Genomic DNA, 17,279 nt, shown 5'->3' with positions numbered 1-17,279 from the left:
GGAACAGGCAGACGCACAGGACTTAAAATCCTGCGGTAGCGATACCGTACCGGTTCGATTCCGGTCTTCAGCACCAAAGCACTTAAGTTTATCTTAAGTGCTTTTTTTGTTACTCTTTAGGAAATTATAAACTAGTAAATGAATATGTTGTTAAGATTAGAAGATTAATAAATAAAAGTAAGTATATGCTAATAACTAAATGAATATTAATATAGATAAAAAGAAGTTTTCTGCAAAAATCATTTAATAGTGACAAAATTATATTAAAAATAAATTTTATAATGAGGATAAATAGTTAATATATAAGATTCCTTATATGAAAAGATGTATTCATATAAGGAATCTTATATATTATTGTCCTACGAAAAAAAATGCATGATACATCATATGACATAAATTTTTTTATTAAGGTGCTATAATTTAAATTACATTTTATGGAAGTATGGAGGGGAAAAAATGCAATATGGGGTAGATATATCAACTTATAAGAGGGTTGAAAATAAGAATAAGAAAAAGGAACTTAGGGTTCAAGGAACTTCGTTAAGCCTTATTACATCTTTTGTAATGGGATTGTTATTAAGTAGGGTTTTACTGTCAGCAACTATAGATATGGGGATAGCACCATTCGGTATTGCATATCTTATAGGATTGAAAAAAGAGAGAGGGAGAGGTACATTACTAGCTCTATTAGGTGTTGGTTTAGGATATTTATCTATATCATCTACATTAGAAGGAGCAGTTGCTTACTCTATGGCAGCTGTTTTAGTAATGATTTATATAGAAATTTGTAATAGGATAGAAATTAAGCAAAGAGATTATATAAGCTTTTTTTTAGTTTTTTCAGTATTTATTATATATAATTCCATAGTAAATAGTCAGCCTTTAGGAGTTAATGTAGTATTTTCAATATTAAAGGTAATATCTATGATACCTGTTAAATATATGATTAGTTATGCTTTGAATTGTGTTGATGAATTAGAAAGTAACTACTTATTCTCAACAGAAGAAATAATAAGTATAGGTATATTGGTTTGCTTGTTGATTTCAGGCATAGGGAATATGAGCTTATTTAATATACAAATTAGAAATATATTGGCACTAACTACAATTTCTATTTTTGCATATGTAGGTGGTGCTGGGCTTGGAGCATCCATAGGAGCATCTATGGGATTTATAATAGGAATTACCAATAATGATATTATAGGAGCTGTTACATTATATAGTTTATGTGGATTGATAATTGGAATTTTTAAAGAGACAGGTAGAATTTTTTCTTCTCTATCATATATAGTAATTTATTTTATAGTTTGGATGTACTCAGATTCCTTTTCAATTTATGGGGGAATAGAAGTGTTGATTGCAATAATAATTTTAGTTTCAATTCCTAAATTTATTATTGATTCTATAAGTAAGGAGTTTAATCAAGAAAAGAAAGCGGAGGTTATTAATGATATTCATTTGAATGGAATAAAGGGTGAATTTATAAATAGATTAGATTCTATGAAGTCTATATTAACAACACTATCAAATTCCATTTTAAATTTAGGAGAAAACGATATTTTATCTTTAAATAACAAGGGTACTGCAATGGTAGAAAATCTAGCTGATAGAGCTTGTTATAATTGTGAGCTTAGGCAAAGATGTTGGGATAGAAATTTACATTTAACTTTTGAAGGATTTTCAGAACTTATAAGTAGTTGTGAAAATAATGATATTTACTTGCCAAAAACATTAGAAAAGAAATGTGTAAAAACTAGGAGCTTGATGAAAAATGCGCAAGAAGTAGTTAATAACTATACGGTTAATGAAGCATTAAAAACTAGATTAACAGAAGGAAGAAATATAATTGCAAATCATATAAATAATATTTCTACTACGATTGAAGATATGACTAGAGATTTTGAAAAGGATATATCTATATGTACTGAAATAGATAAGATATTGAGAAAGGCTTTTAATAGAAGCAAAATTGATTATACAGATGTATTTTCTTATTTAGATAGGCGTGGAAGAATGAAGATAAAGGTTACAACAACTAATTGTGAAGGTGAAAGGTATTGTGTTAAGACTATACTTCCAGTAGTTAATACTTTGGTTAAAGTTCCGGTTTCTATATCGAATGATGGAGGTAGGATAGATCCAGAGACTGGTGAATGCTCTGTAATAATAGAAGAAACTCCTAAATATCATATGACATCTTATGCAGCTATAAAAGCAAAGGATGGAGAAACTTATATAGGTGATAGCTATAGTTTTTCTAAAAATAATGATGGAACTTATATAAGTATAATTAGTGATGGAATGGGATCAGGACCAGAAGCGAGAATGGAAAGTGGATTAGCTGTAGATTTAATTGAAAAATTTATTGAAAATGGTTTTAGTGAGAAAACTGCTATTGATACGGTTAATTCAATAATGTCTATGAAATTTAATGAGGATGAAAAATTTACGACTATGGATTTGAATATAGTGGATTTATATAATGGAGAATCAGAATTTATAAAGGTAGGTGGAGTAGTAAGTTTTATAAAGAGAGGTAAAGAAATAAAAGTTATTAAGTCCAATAGTCTGCCTTTTGGAATCCTAGATAGAGTAGATGTAAGCCCAGAAAGATTTAAATTAAAACATGGTGATATAGTAGTTTCTATTAGTGATGGAGTATTAGATATAGATAAGAATAATATTGGAAGCTATTCATGGTTAGAGGAATATTTAGAATATGCAGATACTAATCCTTCAGCTTTATCTAGCGATATTTTGGAAAAGGCTATGGTTTTAAGTGGGGGAAAAGTTAAAGATGATATGACTGTATTGGTATCTAAAATATATTCAGTATATTAAAAAATCTGAAATATTGTAAGAAAATAAATTTATTTTTAAATAATAATAAAGTATTACCTTTAAAACATAGTGGGATAGATATTATGACAACTGGAAATATTCAACTTAATGGGAGATAATATTTATCCTATTTTTATGTTTTATATCTATAAATATATCATTAAATATGAAAAAATATATTATGTTACTTGTTCTTTATAAAATTGTAAGAATTAGTTAAGAAATCTTGTTTACAGATGAAAATCTTAAGGTTATTATATTATATATTAAAATAAATATACTGAGGAGTTTTGTTGTGATAAACAAGGTAAAGGCTTTTGTAATTGAGAATGATTTAATACAAAAAGGAGATAAGGTTTTAGTAGCTCTATCTGGTGGACCTGATTCAGTTTGCTTGTTAAATATACTTTATCAGCTAAAAGTTTTTTTTGAAATTGAGATAGGTGCAGCTCATGTAAATCACATGCTCAGAGGGGAAGAAGCTTTAAAAGATGAGGAGTATGCAAGAAAATTATGCGAAGAGTTAGGAGTGAGTTTTTTCTCTAAAAGTATAGATATTGATAAAATATCTAAGGAAAATAATATATCTCACGAATTAGCAGGAAGAGAAGAGCGATATAAATTTTTTAAACTTATTAGTAAGGAAAATGGTTATAATAAAATAGCTGTAGCACATAATTCCAATGATCAGGCAGAAACTATATTAATGAATATTATGAGAGGAACAGGTATTGAGGGGCTTTGTGGAATCAGAAGTAAAAGAGATGGTGGAATTATAAGGCCTATACTATGTCTATCTAGAGATGAAATAGAAGAGTATTGTGAAATAAATAATTTAAATCCTAGAATAGATAAAAGTAATTTAGAAAATATATATAGTAGAAATAAAGTAAGATTAGATATTCTTCCTTATATGAAAGAAAACTTTAATAAGGATGTAGTAGAAACAATAAATAGAATGGCAAATTTATTACAAATAGATAATGACTTTATTGAAAAAGAGTGTAATAATATTTATAAAAAGTATTGCACAATTAATAGAAATAACATAATTATATCAAAAGAAGCTTTTTCTGAAGAGAAGGCACTTTTAACTAGGCTTATAAAAAAATCATTTATAGAATTTTCAGGTAAGCATACTAATTTTGAGATGAAGCATATTTTTGAAGTAATTTCACTAGCAAGCAACTCTACAAATAAAAAAATTAACCTTCCACATGGAATAATAGCTGAAAACATATATGGAGATATATGTTTAAAGTTTAATGAGGTTCATGGGAAAGAATATAACGAGATTATCTTAAATAAAAATCAATTGGATAACAATTCTGTAAGTTATGAAGATTATAGTATAAATTTTGTTATATTAAATAATAAAAATAATATAGAATTTTCTAATAATGTATTAATAAAATATTTTGATTATGATAAGATAAAAGAGAGAATAGTAATTAGAAAAAGAAAAAATGGGGATAAAATGGTTCCTCTTGGAATGAAGGGGACTAAAAAGCTTAAGGATATTTTTATGGATTTAAAAATACCTATAGATAGAAGAGATGATGTTCCTATTTTATGTTTTGATGATGAAATAGCTTGGGTAGTAGAGCATAAAGTTTCGGAGAAGTTTAAAATAACTAAAGAAACTAAAAATATTATAAAAATAATGTTTGCTAGAAAGGAATAGGAATATGATAAGGGACATAAAGGAAGTATTACTTACAGAAGAACAAATTTTAGAAAAAGTTAGGGAATTGGGAAGTGCTATTAGTAAAGACTATGAAAGTAAGGATTTACTTATAGTTGGAATTTTGAAAGGTTCAGTTATATTTGGATCTGAATTAATTAAAAATATCACTATACCATGTGAAATAGACTTTATGGCTGTATCTAGCTATGGAAATTCTACTGAAACTTCAGGAGTAGTTAGAATATTAAAAGATTTAGAGCATAGCATTGAAGGAAAAGACATAATTATAGTAGAAGACATAATAGACAGTGGAGTTACACTAGATTACTTATTAAAGTATTTAACAGCTAGAAAAGCAAATAGTGTTGAAATAGTTACATTATTAACTAAACCATCTAGACGCAAGGTAGATATAAACGTAAAATATTGCGGATTTGAAGTGCCAGATGAGTTTTTAGTTGGTTATGGATTAGATTACGCTGAAAAATATAGAAATTTACCATATATAGGTATATTAAAAGAAGAAGTATATAAATAGTATTATGAAATATAGTATTATGAAATATAGTATTATGAAATATAGTATAATAGTGCAATATAATAAAAACTAGTAGAAAGGGGGGCCTTGAATGAAAAAATATTCAAGTGCAACAGTATGGATATTTGTAATTCTGATATTGTTCTTTTCCGCGACTTTCTTATGGAATAGTGGTAGAACTGCAGATGAAATATCATACAGTGATTTTCAACAAAAATGGGTTAATGATCAGATAGAAAGTGTTGTAGTACATCCTGATAAGATGCTTATTTCAGGTAAAACAAGAGATAATAAACAATTCAATACATATGCTCCTAGTGAAATGGTGCAAATGTTAATGTCTCAAAATCCAAAAGATGATATAAAGGTAGATTTTAAGCAACCTTCAAATAGTAGTTTATGGATAAGTTTAATTCCTACATTAATAATGATGGGATTGGTGTTTGTATTCTTCTTTATGATGACACAACAATCTCAAGGTGGCGGTAGCGGAAGAGGTGTTATGAACTTTGGAAAAAGTAGAGCAAAAGTAATGCCTCCAGATGCTAAGAGAGTTACATTTGATGATGTTGCTGGTGCAGATGAAGAAAAGCAAGAGTTAGAGGAAATAGTTGACTTCTTAAAACAACCATCAAAATATACTGAAATGGGAGCTAGAATCCCTAAGGGTGTATTATTAGTTGGGCCTCCAGGAACAGGTAAAACATTACTTGCTAAAGCCATAGCTGGAGAAGCTGGAGTTCCATTCTATAGTATATCAGGTTCAGATTTTGTTGAAATGTTTGTTGGTGTAGGTGCATCAAGAGTTAGAGATTTATTTGAACAAGCTAAAAAGAGTGCTCCATCATTAGTATTTATTGATGAAATTGATGCTGTTGGTAGACAAAGAGGAGCAGGTCTTGGCGGTGGACATGATGAAAGAGAGCAAACTTTAAATCAACTATTAGTTGAAATGGATGGTTTTGGAGCTAATGAAGGAATTATAATGATTGCAGCAACAAATAGACCTGATATTCTTGATCCTGCTCTATTAAGACCTGGTAGATTTGATAGACAAATAGTTGTTGGAGCTCCAGATGTTAAGGGGAGAGAAGAAATATTAAAAGTTCATACTAAAAAGAAACCTTTAGCAGAAGATGTAGATTTAAAGGTGTTAGCTAAGAGGACTCCTGGATTTAGTGGAGCAGATATAGAAAATTTAGCTAATGAAGCAGCGTTATTATCAGTTAGAAGAAATGAAAAATTAATTGGAATGCAAGAATTTGAAGAAGCTATAACTAGAGTAATAGCTGGTCCAGAAAAGAAGAGTAGAGTTATTAATGATTATGATAAAAAGCTTACAGCTTATCATGAAGCAGGTCATGCAGTAGTTATGAATCTTTTAGAACATGCAGATCCAGTTCATGAAATAAGTATAATTCCAAGAGGTATGGCTGGTGGTTACACTATGCATTTACCTGATGAAGATAGATCATATACTTCTAAAGAAAAGTTAAGAGATGAGATGGTAGGATTACTTGGTGGTAGAGTAGCAGAAAAACTTATACTTACTGATATTTCTACTGGTGCTAAAAATGATATAGATAGGGCAAGCGCTATTGCTAGAGCTATGGTAATGGAATATGGTATGAGTGAGAAGCTTGGAACTATATCTTATGGAGCAGATAATAATGAAGTGTTCTTAGGAAGAAACTTAGGACATGGAAGAAACTTCAGTGAGGAAGTTGGAGCTGAAATAGATAGAGAAGTTAAGAAGTTTATAGATGAAGCATATGAAAGAGCTGAAACTTTATTAAGTCAAAATATTGATAAACTTCATGCTGTAGCAGCAGCTTTATTAGAAAAAGAAAAAATTGATGGAGAAGAATTCGCAAGAATATTCAACGCAAGTTAATACTGATTAAGGGATAGTCGGAAGACTATCCCTTAATTTTTAAAAATACGAATTATATTATTATAATAATAGAATAAATCGCTTATTAATCTTAAGAATACGAATTATAAAAAAATATTAAAATATAATATTCGAAATTATATTTTAATATTTTAGTTTAAATGATATAATTTATGAAAAGAATAATAATGTAAATAGGAGTGTATTAATATGAAGAGTGATATAGAAATAGCTCAAGAGGCTAAAATGGAACATATAACTAAAATTGCAGCTAAGTTAAATTTATCAGAAGATGATATAGAGCAGTATGGAAAATATAAATGTAAATTATCTTTAGACATATTTAATAAAAATAAAGAAAAGAAGGATGGTAAATTAGTATTAGTAACAGCTATTAATCCAACTCCAGCAGGAGAAGGGAAATCTACTGTTACTGTAGGATTAGGTCAGGCTCTTTGTAAAATGGGGAAGAATGCTGTAATAGCATTAAGAGAACCTTCTCTTGGACCTGTATTTGGAATAAAAGGAGGCGCTGCTGGTGGTGGTTATGCACAGGTAGTTCCAATGGAAGATATAAATTTACATTTTACAGGAGATATGCATGCTATAACTAGTGCTAATAATTTATTAGCAGCAGCTATTGATAATCATATACATCAAGGAAATGATTTAAGAATTGATTCAAGAAGAATAGTTTTTAAAAGAGTTATGGATATGAATGATAGAGCTTTAAGAAGTATAGTTGTTGGTTTGGGCGGAAAGCTAAATGGATTTTTAAGAGAAGATGGCTTTATGATAACTGTTGCATCAGAAATAATGGCTATACTATGTTTAGCCAATAGTTTAGGTGATCTTAAAGAGAGAATGGGTAATATTCTAATAGCTTATGATTTAGAAGGAAATCCAGTATATGCGAAACAATTAAATATACAAGGTGCTATGGCATTGCTTATGAAGGATGCTATAAAACCTAATTTAGTTCAAACTTTAGAAAATACTCCTGCCATAATTCATGGTGGACCATTTGCTAATATAGCCCATGGATGCAATTCAATAATAGCTACTAAGATGGCTTTAAAACTTGGAGATATAGTTGTCACTGAAGCAGGATTTGGAGCAGATTTAGGGGCTGAAAAGTTCTTAGATATAAAATGTAGATATGGTGATTTAGAACCCAATTGTGTAGTTATAGTGGCAACTGTTAGAGCTTTGAAAAATCATGGTGGGGTTTCTAAAGAAATGTTAAGTACACCAAATGTAGATGCTTTAGAAAAAGGAATTAGCAATTTAGAAAAACAAATTGAAAATATTAAAAAATATAACGTACCAGTAGTAGTCGCTATTAATAGGTTTGTAAGTGATAGTCATGAAGAAATTAAATTTGTAAAAGAATATTGCAATAAGCTAGGAGTAAAGGTCGCTTTATCGGATGTATGGGAAAAAGGTGGCGAAGGTGGAATGGAGCTAGGTGAAGTAGTTTGCGATATACTTGAAAATGAGGAATCTAACTTTAAACCAATTTATCAAATAGAAGATAGTATTGTAAATAAAATAGGTACTATAGCAAAAGAAATATATGGAGCAAAAGGTGTGATAATTACTCCAAATGCTAAAAAGCAAATTGAAGAGATTGAGAAATTCGGATTGGATAAACTGCCTATTTGTATGGCAAAAACTCAATATTCATTATCAGATAATCCAGCTTTAAAAGGAAGACCAGAAAATTTTGAAGTAACTGTAAAAGAAGTAAGAGTTTCTAATGGAGCTGGGTTTATAGTAGTACTAAATGGAGATATAATGACTATGCCAGGGCTTCCTAAAGTTCCAGCAGCTAATAAAATGGATATATTAGATAATGGTGAAATAATAGGATTATTTTAATATATGGAATTTACAACACTTGACAAATAATCTGTAATTGTTAAAATTAAATTGTTAAATTTATTGAGATTATATTTATTTAAACAAGGCAGCTTTCAAAGCTGCTTTTAATTGTATTAAGGTGGTGCTTGTATGATACTGGTAGTGGACGTTGGTAATACGAATATTGTTTTAGGATTATATAAAGATTCAAAAAATATTGCAGGTTGGAGAATTTCAACAGATGCAAAGAAGACATCAGATGAATATTCTATTCAATTTATGCAGCTTTTTCATCAAAGCGAATTAAACCCTAAAGAAGTGAGAGGAATAATAATATCATCAGTTGTTCCTAATATTATGCATTCTTTAGAGCATATGATAAAGAAGAGCTTTGGAATGAATCCTATAATAGTAGGACCTGGGGTTAAAACAGGAATTAATATTAAGTATGATAACCCTAAAGAGGTAGGCGCTGATAGAATTGTAAATGCTGTGGCTGCCCATGATAAATATAAGACTGATCTAATAATAATAGATTTTGGTACAGCAACTACATTTTGTGCTTTAACTAAGGAAGCTAATTACTTAGGTGGATGTATAACACCAGGAGTTAGAATCGCTTCAGACGCTTTATTTGATAGAGCAGCTAAGTTACCTAGAGTAGAACTTGAAACACCAAAAAGTTTAATATGTAAAAACACTATATCTAGTATGCAAGCGGGAATAATATATGGATATATAGGGCAGGTAGAATATATAGTTAGGAAAATGAAAAGTGAGATGAAAGATCTTGGTTCAGATGAACCTTTAGTAGTAGCAACAGGTGGATTAGCAAACTTAATTGCAAAAGAAACTGAAGTTATAGATAAGGTAGATTCTAGTTTAACATTAGAGGGGTTAAGAATAATATACGAAAAAAACAAGGAGTAGTATAGTATGAAAATTGGTAATCTAGAATTTGAAAATAATGTTTTTCTAGCACCTATGGCAGGAGTAACAGATATATCCTTTAGAGGCTTATGTAAGGAGATGGGATGCGGTTTAGTTTACACTGAGATGGTAAGTGCTAAGGCATTATACTATGAAAATGAAAATACAAAATCATTGCTTAGAATATCAGAGGAAGAAAGTCCAGTAGCTGTACAGATATTTGGAAACAATCCCAATATAATGGCTGAGGTTGTACAAAGACACTTTAATGAAAGAGAAGATATAAGCTTAATAGACATAAATATGGGATGCCCTGTTAATAAGATAACTAAGAATGGAGAGGGTTCAGCTCTACTAAAACATCCTGAGTTAGCTGCAAATATTGTTAGAGAAATCAAAAAGGTATCTACAAAGCCAGTTACAGTTAAGTTTAGGAAGGGCTTTGATGAAGGAAGTATAAATGCAGTAGAATTTGCGAAATATCTTGAAGATGCTGGTGTTGATGCAGTAGCTGTACATGGAAGAACTAAAGAACAAATGTATGAAGGAAAGGCAGATTGGGATATAATAGGTAAGGTAAAGGAAGCTATATCTGTACCTGTAATAGGAAACGGAGATGTGTTTACTTCAGAAGATGCTTTTGAACTAAAGAGAAGAACTAATTGTGATGGAATAATGGTTGCCAGAGGAAGTATGGGAAATCCTTGGATATTTAAGCGAATTGAAAATAAGTTAAAAGGATTAGAGGAAGAAGAAATAACTTATTCAGATAAAATTAATATGTGTTTGCGACATTATGAGTTAGCAATTAAATATGATGGAGAAAAGAAAGCAGTAAGAGAAATGAGAAAACATTCTTCTTGGTATTTAAAAGGAATGCCTAAGAGTAATGATATAAGAGCTGTTATAAATTCATTAGATGAAAGTAAAGCTGTAGTTGAAGTTTTAAATAATTACAGAGAAGAATTAATGAAACTTTATTAATAATAGAGGATAAAGTTATATAAATTTGAATATAAAAGATTTTTATGAATAAATATATTAAAAACAAGAATAATATATATCTGTTGACTAACCAAGGAATAGACTCTACTTAAGAGAATACTTATATTTCGGATTAGTTGACAGATATTATTTGCTGATTTATAATGTTTTAAATGATTTTGACAATATAAGACTTATTGTTAGTTTTTTAATAAAGAAGAATTTGAAGGGGAGAAAATCATGAGTGAAACTAAAAAATTCGTAATGACATACGAGGGTGTTAAGAAATTAGAAGAAGAATTAGAAGTTTTAAAAACTGTTAAAAGAAAAGAAATAACAGAAAAAATAAAAGTCGCTTTAGGTTATGGAGATTTAAGTGAAAACTCAGAGTATGATGAAGCTAAAAATGAACAAGCGTTCACAGAAGGAAGAATCATACAATTAGAAAATATGCTTAAAAATGCTGTAGTTGTTGATGAATCAGAAATACCTACAGATAAAGTTTCAGTTGGAACAATAGTTAAAGTTAAGGACTATGAGTTTGATGAAGAAGTTGAATATTCAATAGTAGGGTCAGCTGAAGCAGATCCTATGAATTTTAAAATATCAAATGAATCACCAGTAGGATTAGCTTTATTAGGTAAAAAGGTTGGAGAAGTAGTAGAGGTTTTAGTTCCAGGTGGAGTTAATAAGTTTGAAGTTTTAGGAATAAGAAGAGAGTAACGGAGGGATATCAATGTCAACTGAGGAAATGAGTTTACAAGAATTGGAATCTCAGTTCAATGAGCAAGAAGCTTTAAGAAGAGAAAAATTATCAGAATTACAAAGACAAGGTAAGGATCCTTTTGATGTATATAAAGTTAATAGAACTCATATGTCAGAAGAGGTTAAGAAAAACTATGACAATTTAGAAGGTTCTATAGTTACTGTAGCTGGAAGAATTATGTCTAAAAGAGGTCAGGGTAAAGTTGTATTTTCTGACATCCATGATAGAGATGGAAGAATTCAATTATTTATTAAAATAGATGAAGTTGGAGAAGAAGCTTTAAAGTCATATAAAACTTATGACCTTGGAGATTGGGTAGTTGCAACAGGAGAAGTTTTTAAAACTAAAACTGGAGAAGTTTCAGTAAAGGTTAAGAGCTTTGAATTAATTTGTAAGTCTTTAAAACCATTACCAGAAAAATGGCATGGCTTAAAGGATCCGGATTTAAGATATAGACAAAGAGAAGTAGATATGATTTCTAATCCAGAAGTTAAGCTAAACTTTATTAAAAGAGCAGCTATACTAAAAGGAATTAGAGAATTTTTAGATAATAGAGGTTTTATAGAAGTAGAAACACCTATGCTTTCAACAATAGCTGGTGGAGCTTCAGCGAGACCTTTTATAACTCATCACAATACTTTAGATATTGATATGTACCTAAGAATAGCTCCAGAATTATATTTAAAGAGAGCTATAGTAGCAGGGTTAGAAAAAGTTTATGATATGGGAAGAACTTTCAGAAATGAAGGAATGTCAGTAAGACATAACCCTGAATTTACTATGATAGAATTATATGAAGCTTTTGCTGATTATAATGATATGATGGAAATCACTGAGAATATGGTGGCTTATGTATGTGAAAAAGTAAATGGAACTACTAAGGTTATGTATCAAGGTACAGAAATAGATTTTGCACCGCCTTGGAGAAGAATAACAATGGTAGATGCAGTAAAAGAACATACAGGAATTGATTTTAATGCAATATCATCTAATGAAGAAGCGCAAGTTATTGCTAAAGAAAAGAATTTAGAATTTAAAAAGAATTTAGCACACGTTACAAAAGGTGAAGTTTTAAATGCTTTATATGAAGAGTATTGTGAACAACATATGATTCAACCAACATTTATATGTGATTATCCAGTAGAAATATCACCTCTTACAAAGAAAAAGAGAGGCGATGAAATGTTTACTGAAAGATTCGAAGGCTTTGTATTTGGTAGAGAAATATGTAATGCATATTCAGAATTAAATGATCCAATAGTACAAAGAGAAAGATTTAATCAACAAGAAAAAGAAAGAGAATTAGGCGATGATGAAGCTTATATGATAGATGAGGAATTTATGAGTGCATTAGAAACAGGAATGCCTCCAACAGGTGGATTGGGTATAGGTATAGATAGACTTATAATGTTCTTAACAGATTCAGCATCTATAAGAGACATTATAATGTTCCCTACAATGAAACCAGTTAAGTAGTTAAAAGAGCTGAGAAAACTCAGCTTTTTTTACTTTTTAGAAAATTTTTTTAGTTTATTTCGCTGAACATAGAAAAATAGGGAGCTTTTAAATAAATATATAGTAAAATAAAAAATAAAGAAAAATTTTTGATAAAAAAGACTTGCAATATTAATAAAAGTTGATATAATAACTAATGTAGTAAATAATCCGCGATAGCTCAACGGTGGAGCACTCGGCTGTTAACCGATAGGTTGGAGGTTCGAATCCTCTTCGCGGAGCCAGTTTAATTTTAAAATTATTTATAGTATTCCGTGGTAGCTCAATGGTGGAGCACTCGGCTGTTAACCGATAGGTTGGAGGTTCGAATCCTCTCCACGGAGCCAATTTAATTTTAAAATTATTTATAAAATATTCCGTGGTAGCTCAATGGTGGAGCACTCGGCTGTTAACCGATAGGTTGGAGGTTCGAATCCTCTCCACGGAGCCATTTTATAAAAGAGCTTTATAAGAGTAGATAAATTATCTATTGTTATAAGGCTCTTTTTGCTTGACATATAAATGGCTTTTGGTAAAATGAATATATAATTTAATAAATACTGTGACAAAGAGGAGTAAGCTTAAATTTATTTTAGAGAGGCGATGTTAGGTGAAAATCGTTATAAAGTTAAGTTGAAGGGCGCTTTCGAGTATTATTATATTGAAAGTTGGGCTATAGCCAAGAAGGGTGGAACCGCGGAATTGTAATTTCGTCCCTTTAGGTTTAGGGCCTTTTTTATTTACAAAAAAATTGGAGGTATGAAAATGGCAGTAGAAAAAACTATGGAAAAAATCGTTGCTCTTTGTAAAAGTAGAGGATTTGTATTTCCTGGCTCAGAAATATATGGAGGATTAGCAAACTCTTGGGATTATGGTCCATTAGGAGTTGAATTTAAAAACAATGTAAAAAAAGCTTGGTGGAAGAAATTCGTTCAAGAAAGTCCTTATAATGTAGGAGTAGACTGTGCTATATTAATGAATCCAGAAGTATGGGTTGCTTCAGGACACGTTGGTGGATTCTCAGATCCTTTAATGGATTGTAAGGAATGTAAGGCTAGATTTAGAGCTGATAAATTAGTAGAAGATCATATGACTGAAAATGGTGCAGAAGTTGCTAGTGCAGATGGATGGACTAATGAACAATTAAAGGATTATATCGAAAAGAATAATATTGTATGTCCTAAGTGTGGAAAGTTAAACTATACAGATATAAGAAAGTTTAACTTGATGTTTAAGACTTTCCAAGGTATTACAGAAGACTCAGCTAGCACAATATACTTAAGACCAGAAACTGCTCAAGGTATATTCGTAAACTTTAAATCAGTTCAAAGATCATCAAGAAAGAAGGTTCCATTTGGTATTGCACAAATAGGTAAGTCTTTCAGAAATGAAATAACACCAGGAAACTTTACATTTAGAACTAGAGAATTTGAACAAATGGAATTAGAATTCTTCTGTAAGCCAGGAACAGATTTAGAATGGTTTAAGTATTGGAAAGATTATTGCTTTAACTTCCTATTAAACTTAGGTGTTAATGAAGCAAATTTAAGAATGAGAGATCATGGTGAAGAAGAATTATCCTTCTATTCTAATGCAACATCAGATATTGAATATTTATTCCCATTTGGATGGGGTGAGTTATGGGGAATAGCTGATAGAACAGATTATGACCTAAAGAAGCATCAAGAACACTCAGGTCAAGATATGAACTATTTAGATCCAACAACTAACGAAAAATATGTTCCTTACGTAATTGAGCCATCTTTGGGAGCAGATAGAGTTGCTTTAGCATTCTTAGTTGATGCATATGATGAAGAAGAATTAGAAGGTGGAGATGTTAGAACTGTTATGCATTTACATCCGGCATTAGCACCATACAAAGCTGCTATTTTACCACTTTCAAAGAAACTTTCAGAAAAGGCTTTAGAAGTATATGCTGATTTAAGTAAGAAGTTTAACTTAGAGTATGATGAAGCAGGAAGTATAGGTAAGAGATATAGAAGACAAGATGAAATAGGAACTCCTTTCTGTATAACAATAGACTTTGATACTTTAGAAGATGAAGCTGTTACTATTAGAAACAGAGATACTATGGAGCAAGAAAGAGTTAAGATTTCTGAGTTAGAATCTTATATTGAAAAAAGTTTAGAATTTTAATTTTTTTAAAAGGTGAGTTTAAAAGCTCACCTTTTGTATTTAATAAATTAAAGTGTTATAATTATAAAGAATTGGGACAGACTTATAAGATAGATTAGTTTCTGATGATTAAATTAGGGGGAACTCCCATTATCAAAGTTATATGATTATAATATAATATTTTTATATAGATATGGTTGGAGGAATAGTATGAAGAAGCCATTTGATGAATTTAAGGAATTTATAAAAGATAAGAGGGTAGCTGTTGTAGGAATCGGAGTTAGTAATATACCTCTTATAAGGTTTTTAGTTAAATTAGGAGCAAAAGTAACAGCTTTTGATAAGAAAACTAGAGAAGAGCTTGGAGATGTTGCAGAGGAATTTGATAGATTAGCTGTTACACTAGAACTAGGAGAAGGATACTTAGATAGACTTACAGGATTTGAAGTTGTGTTTAAGACTCCATCTATGAGAATAGATTGTGAAGCCTTAATTAGGGTTAAGGAAGAAGGAGCATATATAACTTCAGAAATGGAGGAGTTCGTTAAATATTGCAAAGGAAAGATTTTTGGAGTTACGGGTAGTGATGGGAAAACTACAACTACAACTATTATATCTAAGATTCTTATAGAAGCAGGATATAAAACTTGGGTTGGAGGAAATATTGGTACTCCTTTATTTGCTAATGTAGAGGAGATAAAAGAGGAAGATAAGGTTGTTCTAGAATTATCAAGTTTCCAACTTATGACTATGGATACAGCGATAGATGTAGCAGTTGTTACTAATTTAGCTCCAAATCATTTAGATATGCATAAGGATATGGATGAATATATAGATGCTAAGAAAAATATATTCTTATATCAAGATAAAAGTGGAATTCTAATCTTGAACAGAGAAAATGATATAACTCATGGCTTTGTTAGTGAAGCAAGGGGAGAAGTTAGAGAATTTAGTTCTAAGAGAAAGATTGAGAAAGGCGCTTATTTTAAAAATAATATTTTATATGTAGATGATAGAGAGGTATGTGAGAAGGCTGATATCGTAATTAATGGTATCCATAATGTAGAAAATTATTTAGCTGCATTTTTAGCAACTAAGGATGAAGTTTCTATTGATGTCATGAAAAGGGTAGCTAAAACTTTTGGAGGAGTAGAGCATAGATGCGAATTTGTTAGAGAACTTAATGGGGTTAAGTATTACAATGATTCTATTGCATCTAACCCAACAAGGGCATTAGCAGGACTGTTTGCATTTGAAAAAAAAGTTATTTTAATTGCTGGAGGATATGATAAAAATATTCCTTTTGAGCCATTAGCGGAAAATGGATATCCGTATATAAAAGAGTTAATTCTTTTAGGTGCTACTAAAGATTTGATTAAAGCAGCTTTTGATAAACTTAAAATAGAGAAGGGAATAGAAGTTCCTATAGTTTCTGTAGAAAGTTTAGAAGAGGCTGTACTTAAAGCTAAGGATATAGCAAAAGATGGGGATATAGTTACATTATCACCTGCTTGTGCATCCTTTGATATGTTTCCTAACTTTGAAGTAAGAGGTAATAAGTATAAGGAAATAGTTAAAAATTTAAAGTAAAAATAATTTAGCTGTATTAAATATATCAAATTTGAAATTGGATATATTTGATACAGCTATTTCTATATTTTGTTTTGAGATATTACTAAATGATTAGAAAGAATATTTATCATATTTAAAAGTGTCATGTTTCTAGATTTGTATGAATAAATAATATATGAAGTTTACATATATAGTAGTTAAATGAAATTTAATAATGAAATAAAGTTCTTTTTTATTAAAAATAACTATATAACAACAATAACTTTACCTGGTGTATCATTATATAAAAAAGTTAGAATTAATAAGAAAAATGAAGAATTATAAGTATAATCTTAAATTATATGGAGATTTAAGTGTATTATTGTGAAATAATCGTGATAATATAAATAGCGTCGTCGGGAACAACGGCGAAATAACAACGAAAAATTGCAACAAAAAAGTGTTGACAATTAAGACGTGGAATGTTATTATAAATAAGCAAGTCGATAAGACTTAGATCTTTGAAAATTGAACAGAATATAAGTTAAGTATAAAATAAACCAGCAATTCTTTTAAGTCTTAAAATTAAGACTCA

Annotated in this window: 11 protein-coding genes, 3 tRNA genes and 1 other annotated feature; all 14 genes read left to right on the top strand. The window is 29.9% G+C overall.

The window, feature by feature from the left end:
• The first annotated feature begins 456 nt into the window (after nt 1-456).
• The 14 genes from spoIIE to murD all read left to right on the top strand — a co-directional run bounded on the left by spoIIE (nt 457) and on the right by murD (nt 16,723).
• Nucleotides 457-2,841, top strand: coding sequence for a stage II sporulation protein E (gene spoIIE, locus ACQPVP_RS11070; RefSeq protein WP_430849921.1), 2,385 nt, complete (start codon nt 457-459; stop codon nt 2,839-2,841).
• 295 nt (nt 2,842-3,136) lie between these two features.
• Nucleotides 3,137-4,525: a tRNA lysidine(34) synthetase TilS gene (tilS, locus tag ACQPVP_RS11065; protein WP_430849919.1), complete on the top strand. Its 1,389-nt coding sequence runs from the start codon at nt 3,137-3,139 to the stop codon at nt 4,523-4,525.
• Between the two features lie 4 nt (nt 4,526-4,529).
• The gene (hpt, locus tag ACQPVP_RS11060; protein ID WP_430849917.1) at nt 4,530-5,066 is read left to right on the top strand and encodes a hypoxanthine phosphoribosyltransferase; all 537 of its coding nucleotides are present in this window, start codon (nt 4,530-4,532) and stop codon (nt 5,064-5,066) included.
• A gap of 91 nt (nt 5,067-5,157) precedes the next feature.
• Nucleotides 5,158-6,960: an ATP-dependent zinc metalloprotease FtsH gene (ftsH, locus tag ACQPVP_RS11055; RefSeq protein ID WP_430849915.1), complete on the top strand. Its 1,803-nt coding sequence runs from the start codon at nt 5,158-5,160 to the stop codon at nt 6,958-6,960.
• 210 nt (nt 6,961-7,170) lie between these two features.
• Nucleotides 7,171-8,841 (top strand): formate--tetrahydrofolate ligase, encoded by a 1,671-nt coding sequence (locus ACQPVP_RS11050; RefSeq protein WP_430849914.1) that lies wholly within the window; start codon nt 7,171-7,173, stop codon nt 8,839-8,841.
• Nucleotides 8,842-8,973: 132 nt separating this feature from the next.
• Nucleotides 8,974-9,753, top strand: coding sequence for a type III pantothenate kinase (locus ACQPVP_RS11045; RefSeq protein WP_430849912.1), 780 nt, complete (start codon nt 8,974-8,976; stop codon nt 9,751-9,753).
• A gap of 6 nt (nt 9,754-9,759) precedes the next feature.
• Nucleotides 9,760-10,737 (top strand): tRNA dihydrouridine synthase DusB, encoded by a 978-nt coding sequence (dusB, locus tag ACQPVP_RS11040; RefSeq protein ID WP_430849910.1) that lies wholly within the window; start codon nt 9,760-9,762, stop codon nt 10,735-10,737.
• Between the two features lie 240 nt (nt 10,738-10,977).
• Nucleotides 10,978-11,460, top strand: coding sequence for a transcription elongation factor GreA (greA, locus tag ACQPVP_RS11035; protein ID WP_430849908.1), 483 nt, complete (start codon nt 10,978-10,980; stop codon nt 11,458-11,460).
• Nucleotides 11,461-11,473: 13 nt separating this feature from the next.
• Nucleotides 11,474-12,979, top strand: a complete 1,506-nt coding sequence (lysS, locus tag ACQPVP_RS11030) for a lysine--tRNA ligase (RefSeq protein ID WP_430849906.1) — start codon at nt 11,474-11,476, stop codon at nt 12,977-12,979.
• Nucleotides 12,980-13,167: 188 nt separating this feature from the next.
• Nucleotides 13,168-13,242: transfer RNA gene (locus ACQPVP_RS11025), tRNA-Asn, on the top strand.
• Nucleotides 13,243-13,269: 27 nt separating this feature from the next.
• Nucleotides 13,270-13,344, top strand: a tRNA-Asn gene (locus ACQPVP_RS11020).
• A 29-nt stretch (nt 13,345-13,373) separates the two neighbouring features.
• Nucleotides 13,374-13,448: transfer RNA gene (locus ACQPVP_RS11015), tRNA-Asn, on the top strand.
• A 102-nt stretch (nt 13,449-13,550) separates the two neighbouring features.
• Nucleotides 13,551-13,718: a binding site (T-box leader), on the top strand.
• Between the two features lie 44 nt (nt 13,719-13,762).
• Nucleotides 13,763-15,154 (top strand): glycine--tRNA ligase, encoded by a 1,392-nt coding sequence (locus ACQPVP_RS11010; protein ID WP_430849904.1) that lies wholly within the window; start codon nt 13,763-13,765, stop codon nt 15,152-15,154.
• Between the two features lie 189 nt (nt 15,155-15,343).
• Entirely contained in the window at nt 15,344-16,723 is a 1,380-nt protein-coding gene (gene murD, locus ACQPVP_RS11005; protein ID WP_430849902.1) for a UDP-N-acetylmuramoyl-L-alanine--D-glutamate ligase, read from the top strand.
• Nucleotides 16,724-17,279 lie beyond the last annotated feature (556 nt).

It is taken from the genome of Clostridium nigeriense (assembly GCF_050585265.1).
Taxonomy (GTDB): domain Bacteria; phylum Bacillota; class Clostridia; order Clostridiales; family Clostridiaceae; genus Clostridium; species Clostridium nigeriense_B.
Note: the sequence above shows the minus strand (reverse complement) of the source record. Positions and strands in the feature narration are given on the sequence as shown.

Coding starts and splice junctions, on each gene's coding strand:
- spoIIE (WP_430849921.1), top strand. CDS start 457: ATGCAATATGGGGTAGATATATCAACTTATAAGAGGGTTGAAAATAAG.
- hpt (WP_430849917.1), top strand. CDS start 4,530: ATGATAAGGGACATAAAGGAAGTATTACTTACAGAAGAACAAATTTTA.
- ftsH (WP_430849915.1), top strand. CDS start 5,158: ATGAAAAAATATTCAAGTGCAACAGTATGGATATTTGTAATTCTGATA.
- ACQPVP_RS11050 (WP_430849914.1), top strand. CDS start 7,171: ATGAAGAGTGATATAGAAATAGCTCAAGAGGCTAAAATGGAACATATA.
- ACQPVP_RS11045 (WP_430849912.1), top strand. CDS start 8,974: ATGATACTGGTAGTGGACGTTGGTAATACGAATATTGTTTTAGGATTA.
- dusB (WP_430849910.1), top strand. CDS start 9,760: ATGAAAATTGGTAATCTAGAATTTGAAAATAATGTTTTTCTAGCACCT.
- greA (WP_430849908.1), top strand. CDS start 10,978: ATGAGTGAAACTAAAAAATTCGTAATGACATACGAGGGTGTTAAGAAA.
- lysS (WP_430849906.1), top strand. CDS start 11,474: ATGTCAACTGAGGAAATGAGTTTACAAGAATTGGAATCTCAGTTCAAT.
- ACQPVP_RS11010 (WP_430849904.1), top strand. CDS start 13,763: ATGGCAGTAGAAAAAACTATGGAAAAAATCGTTGCTCTTTGTAAAAGT.
- murD (WP_430849902.1), top strand. CDS start 15,344: ATGAAGAAGCCATTTGATGAATTTAAGGAATTTATAAAAGATAAGAGG.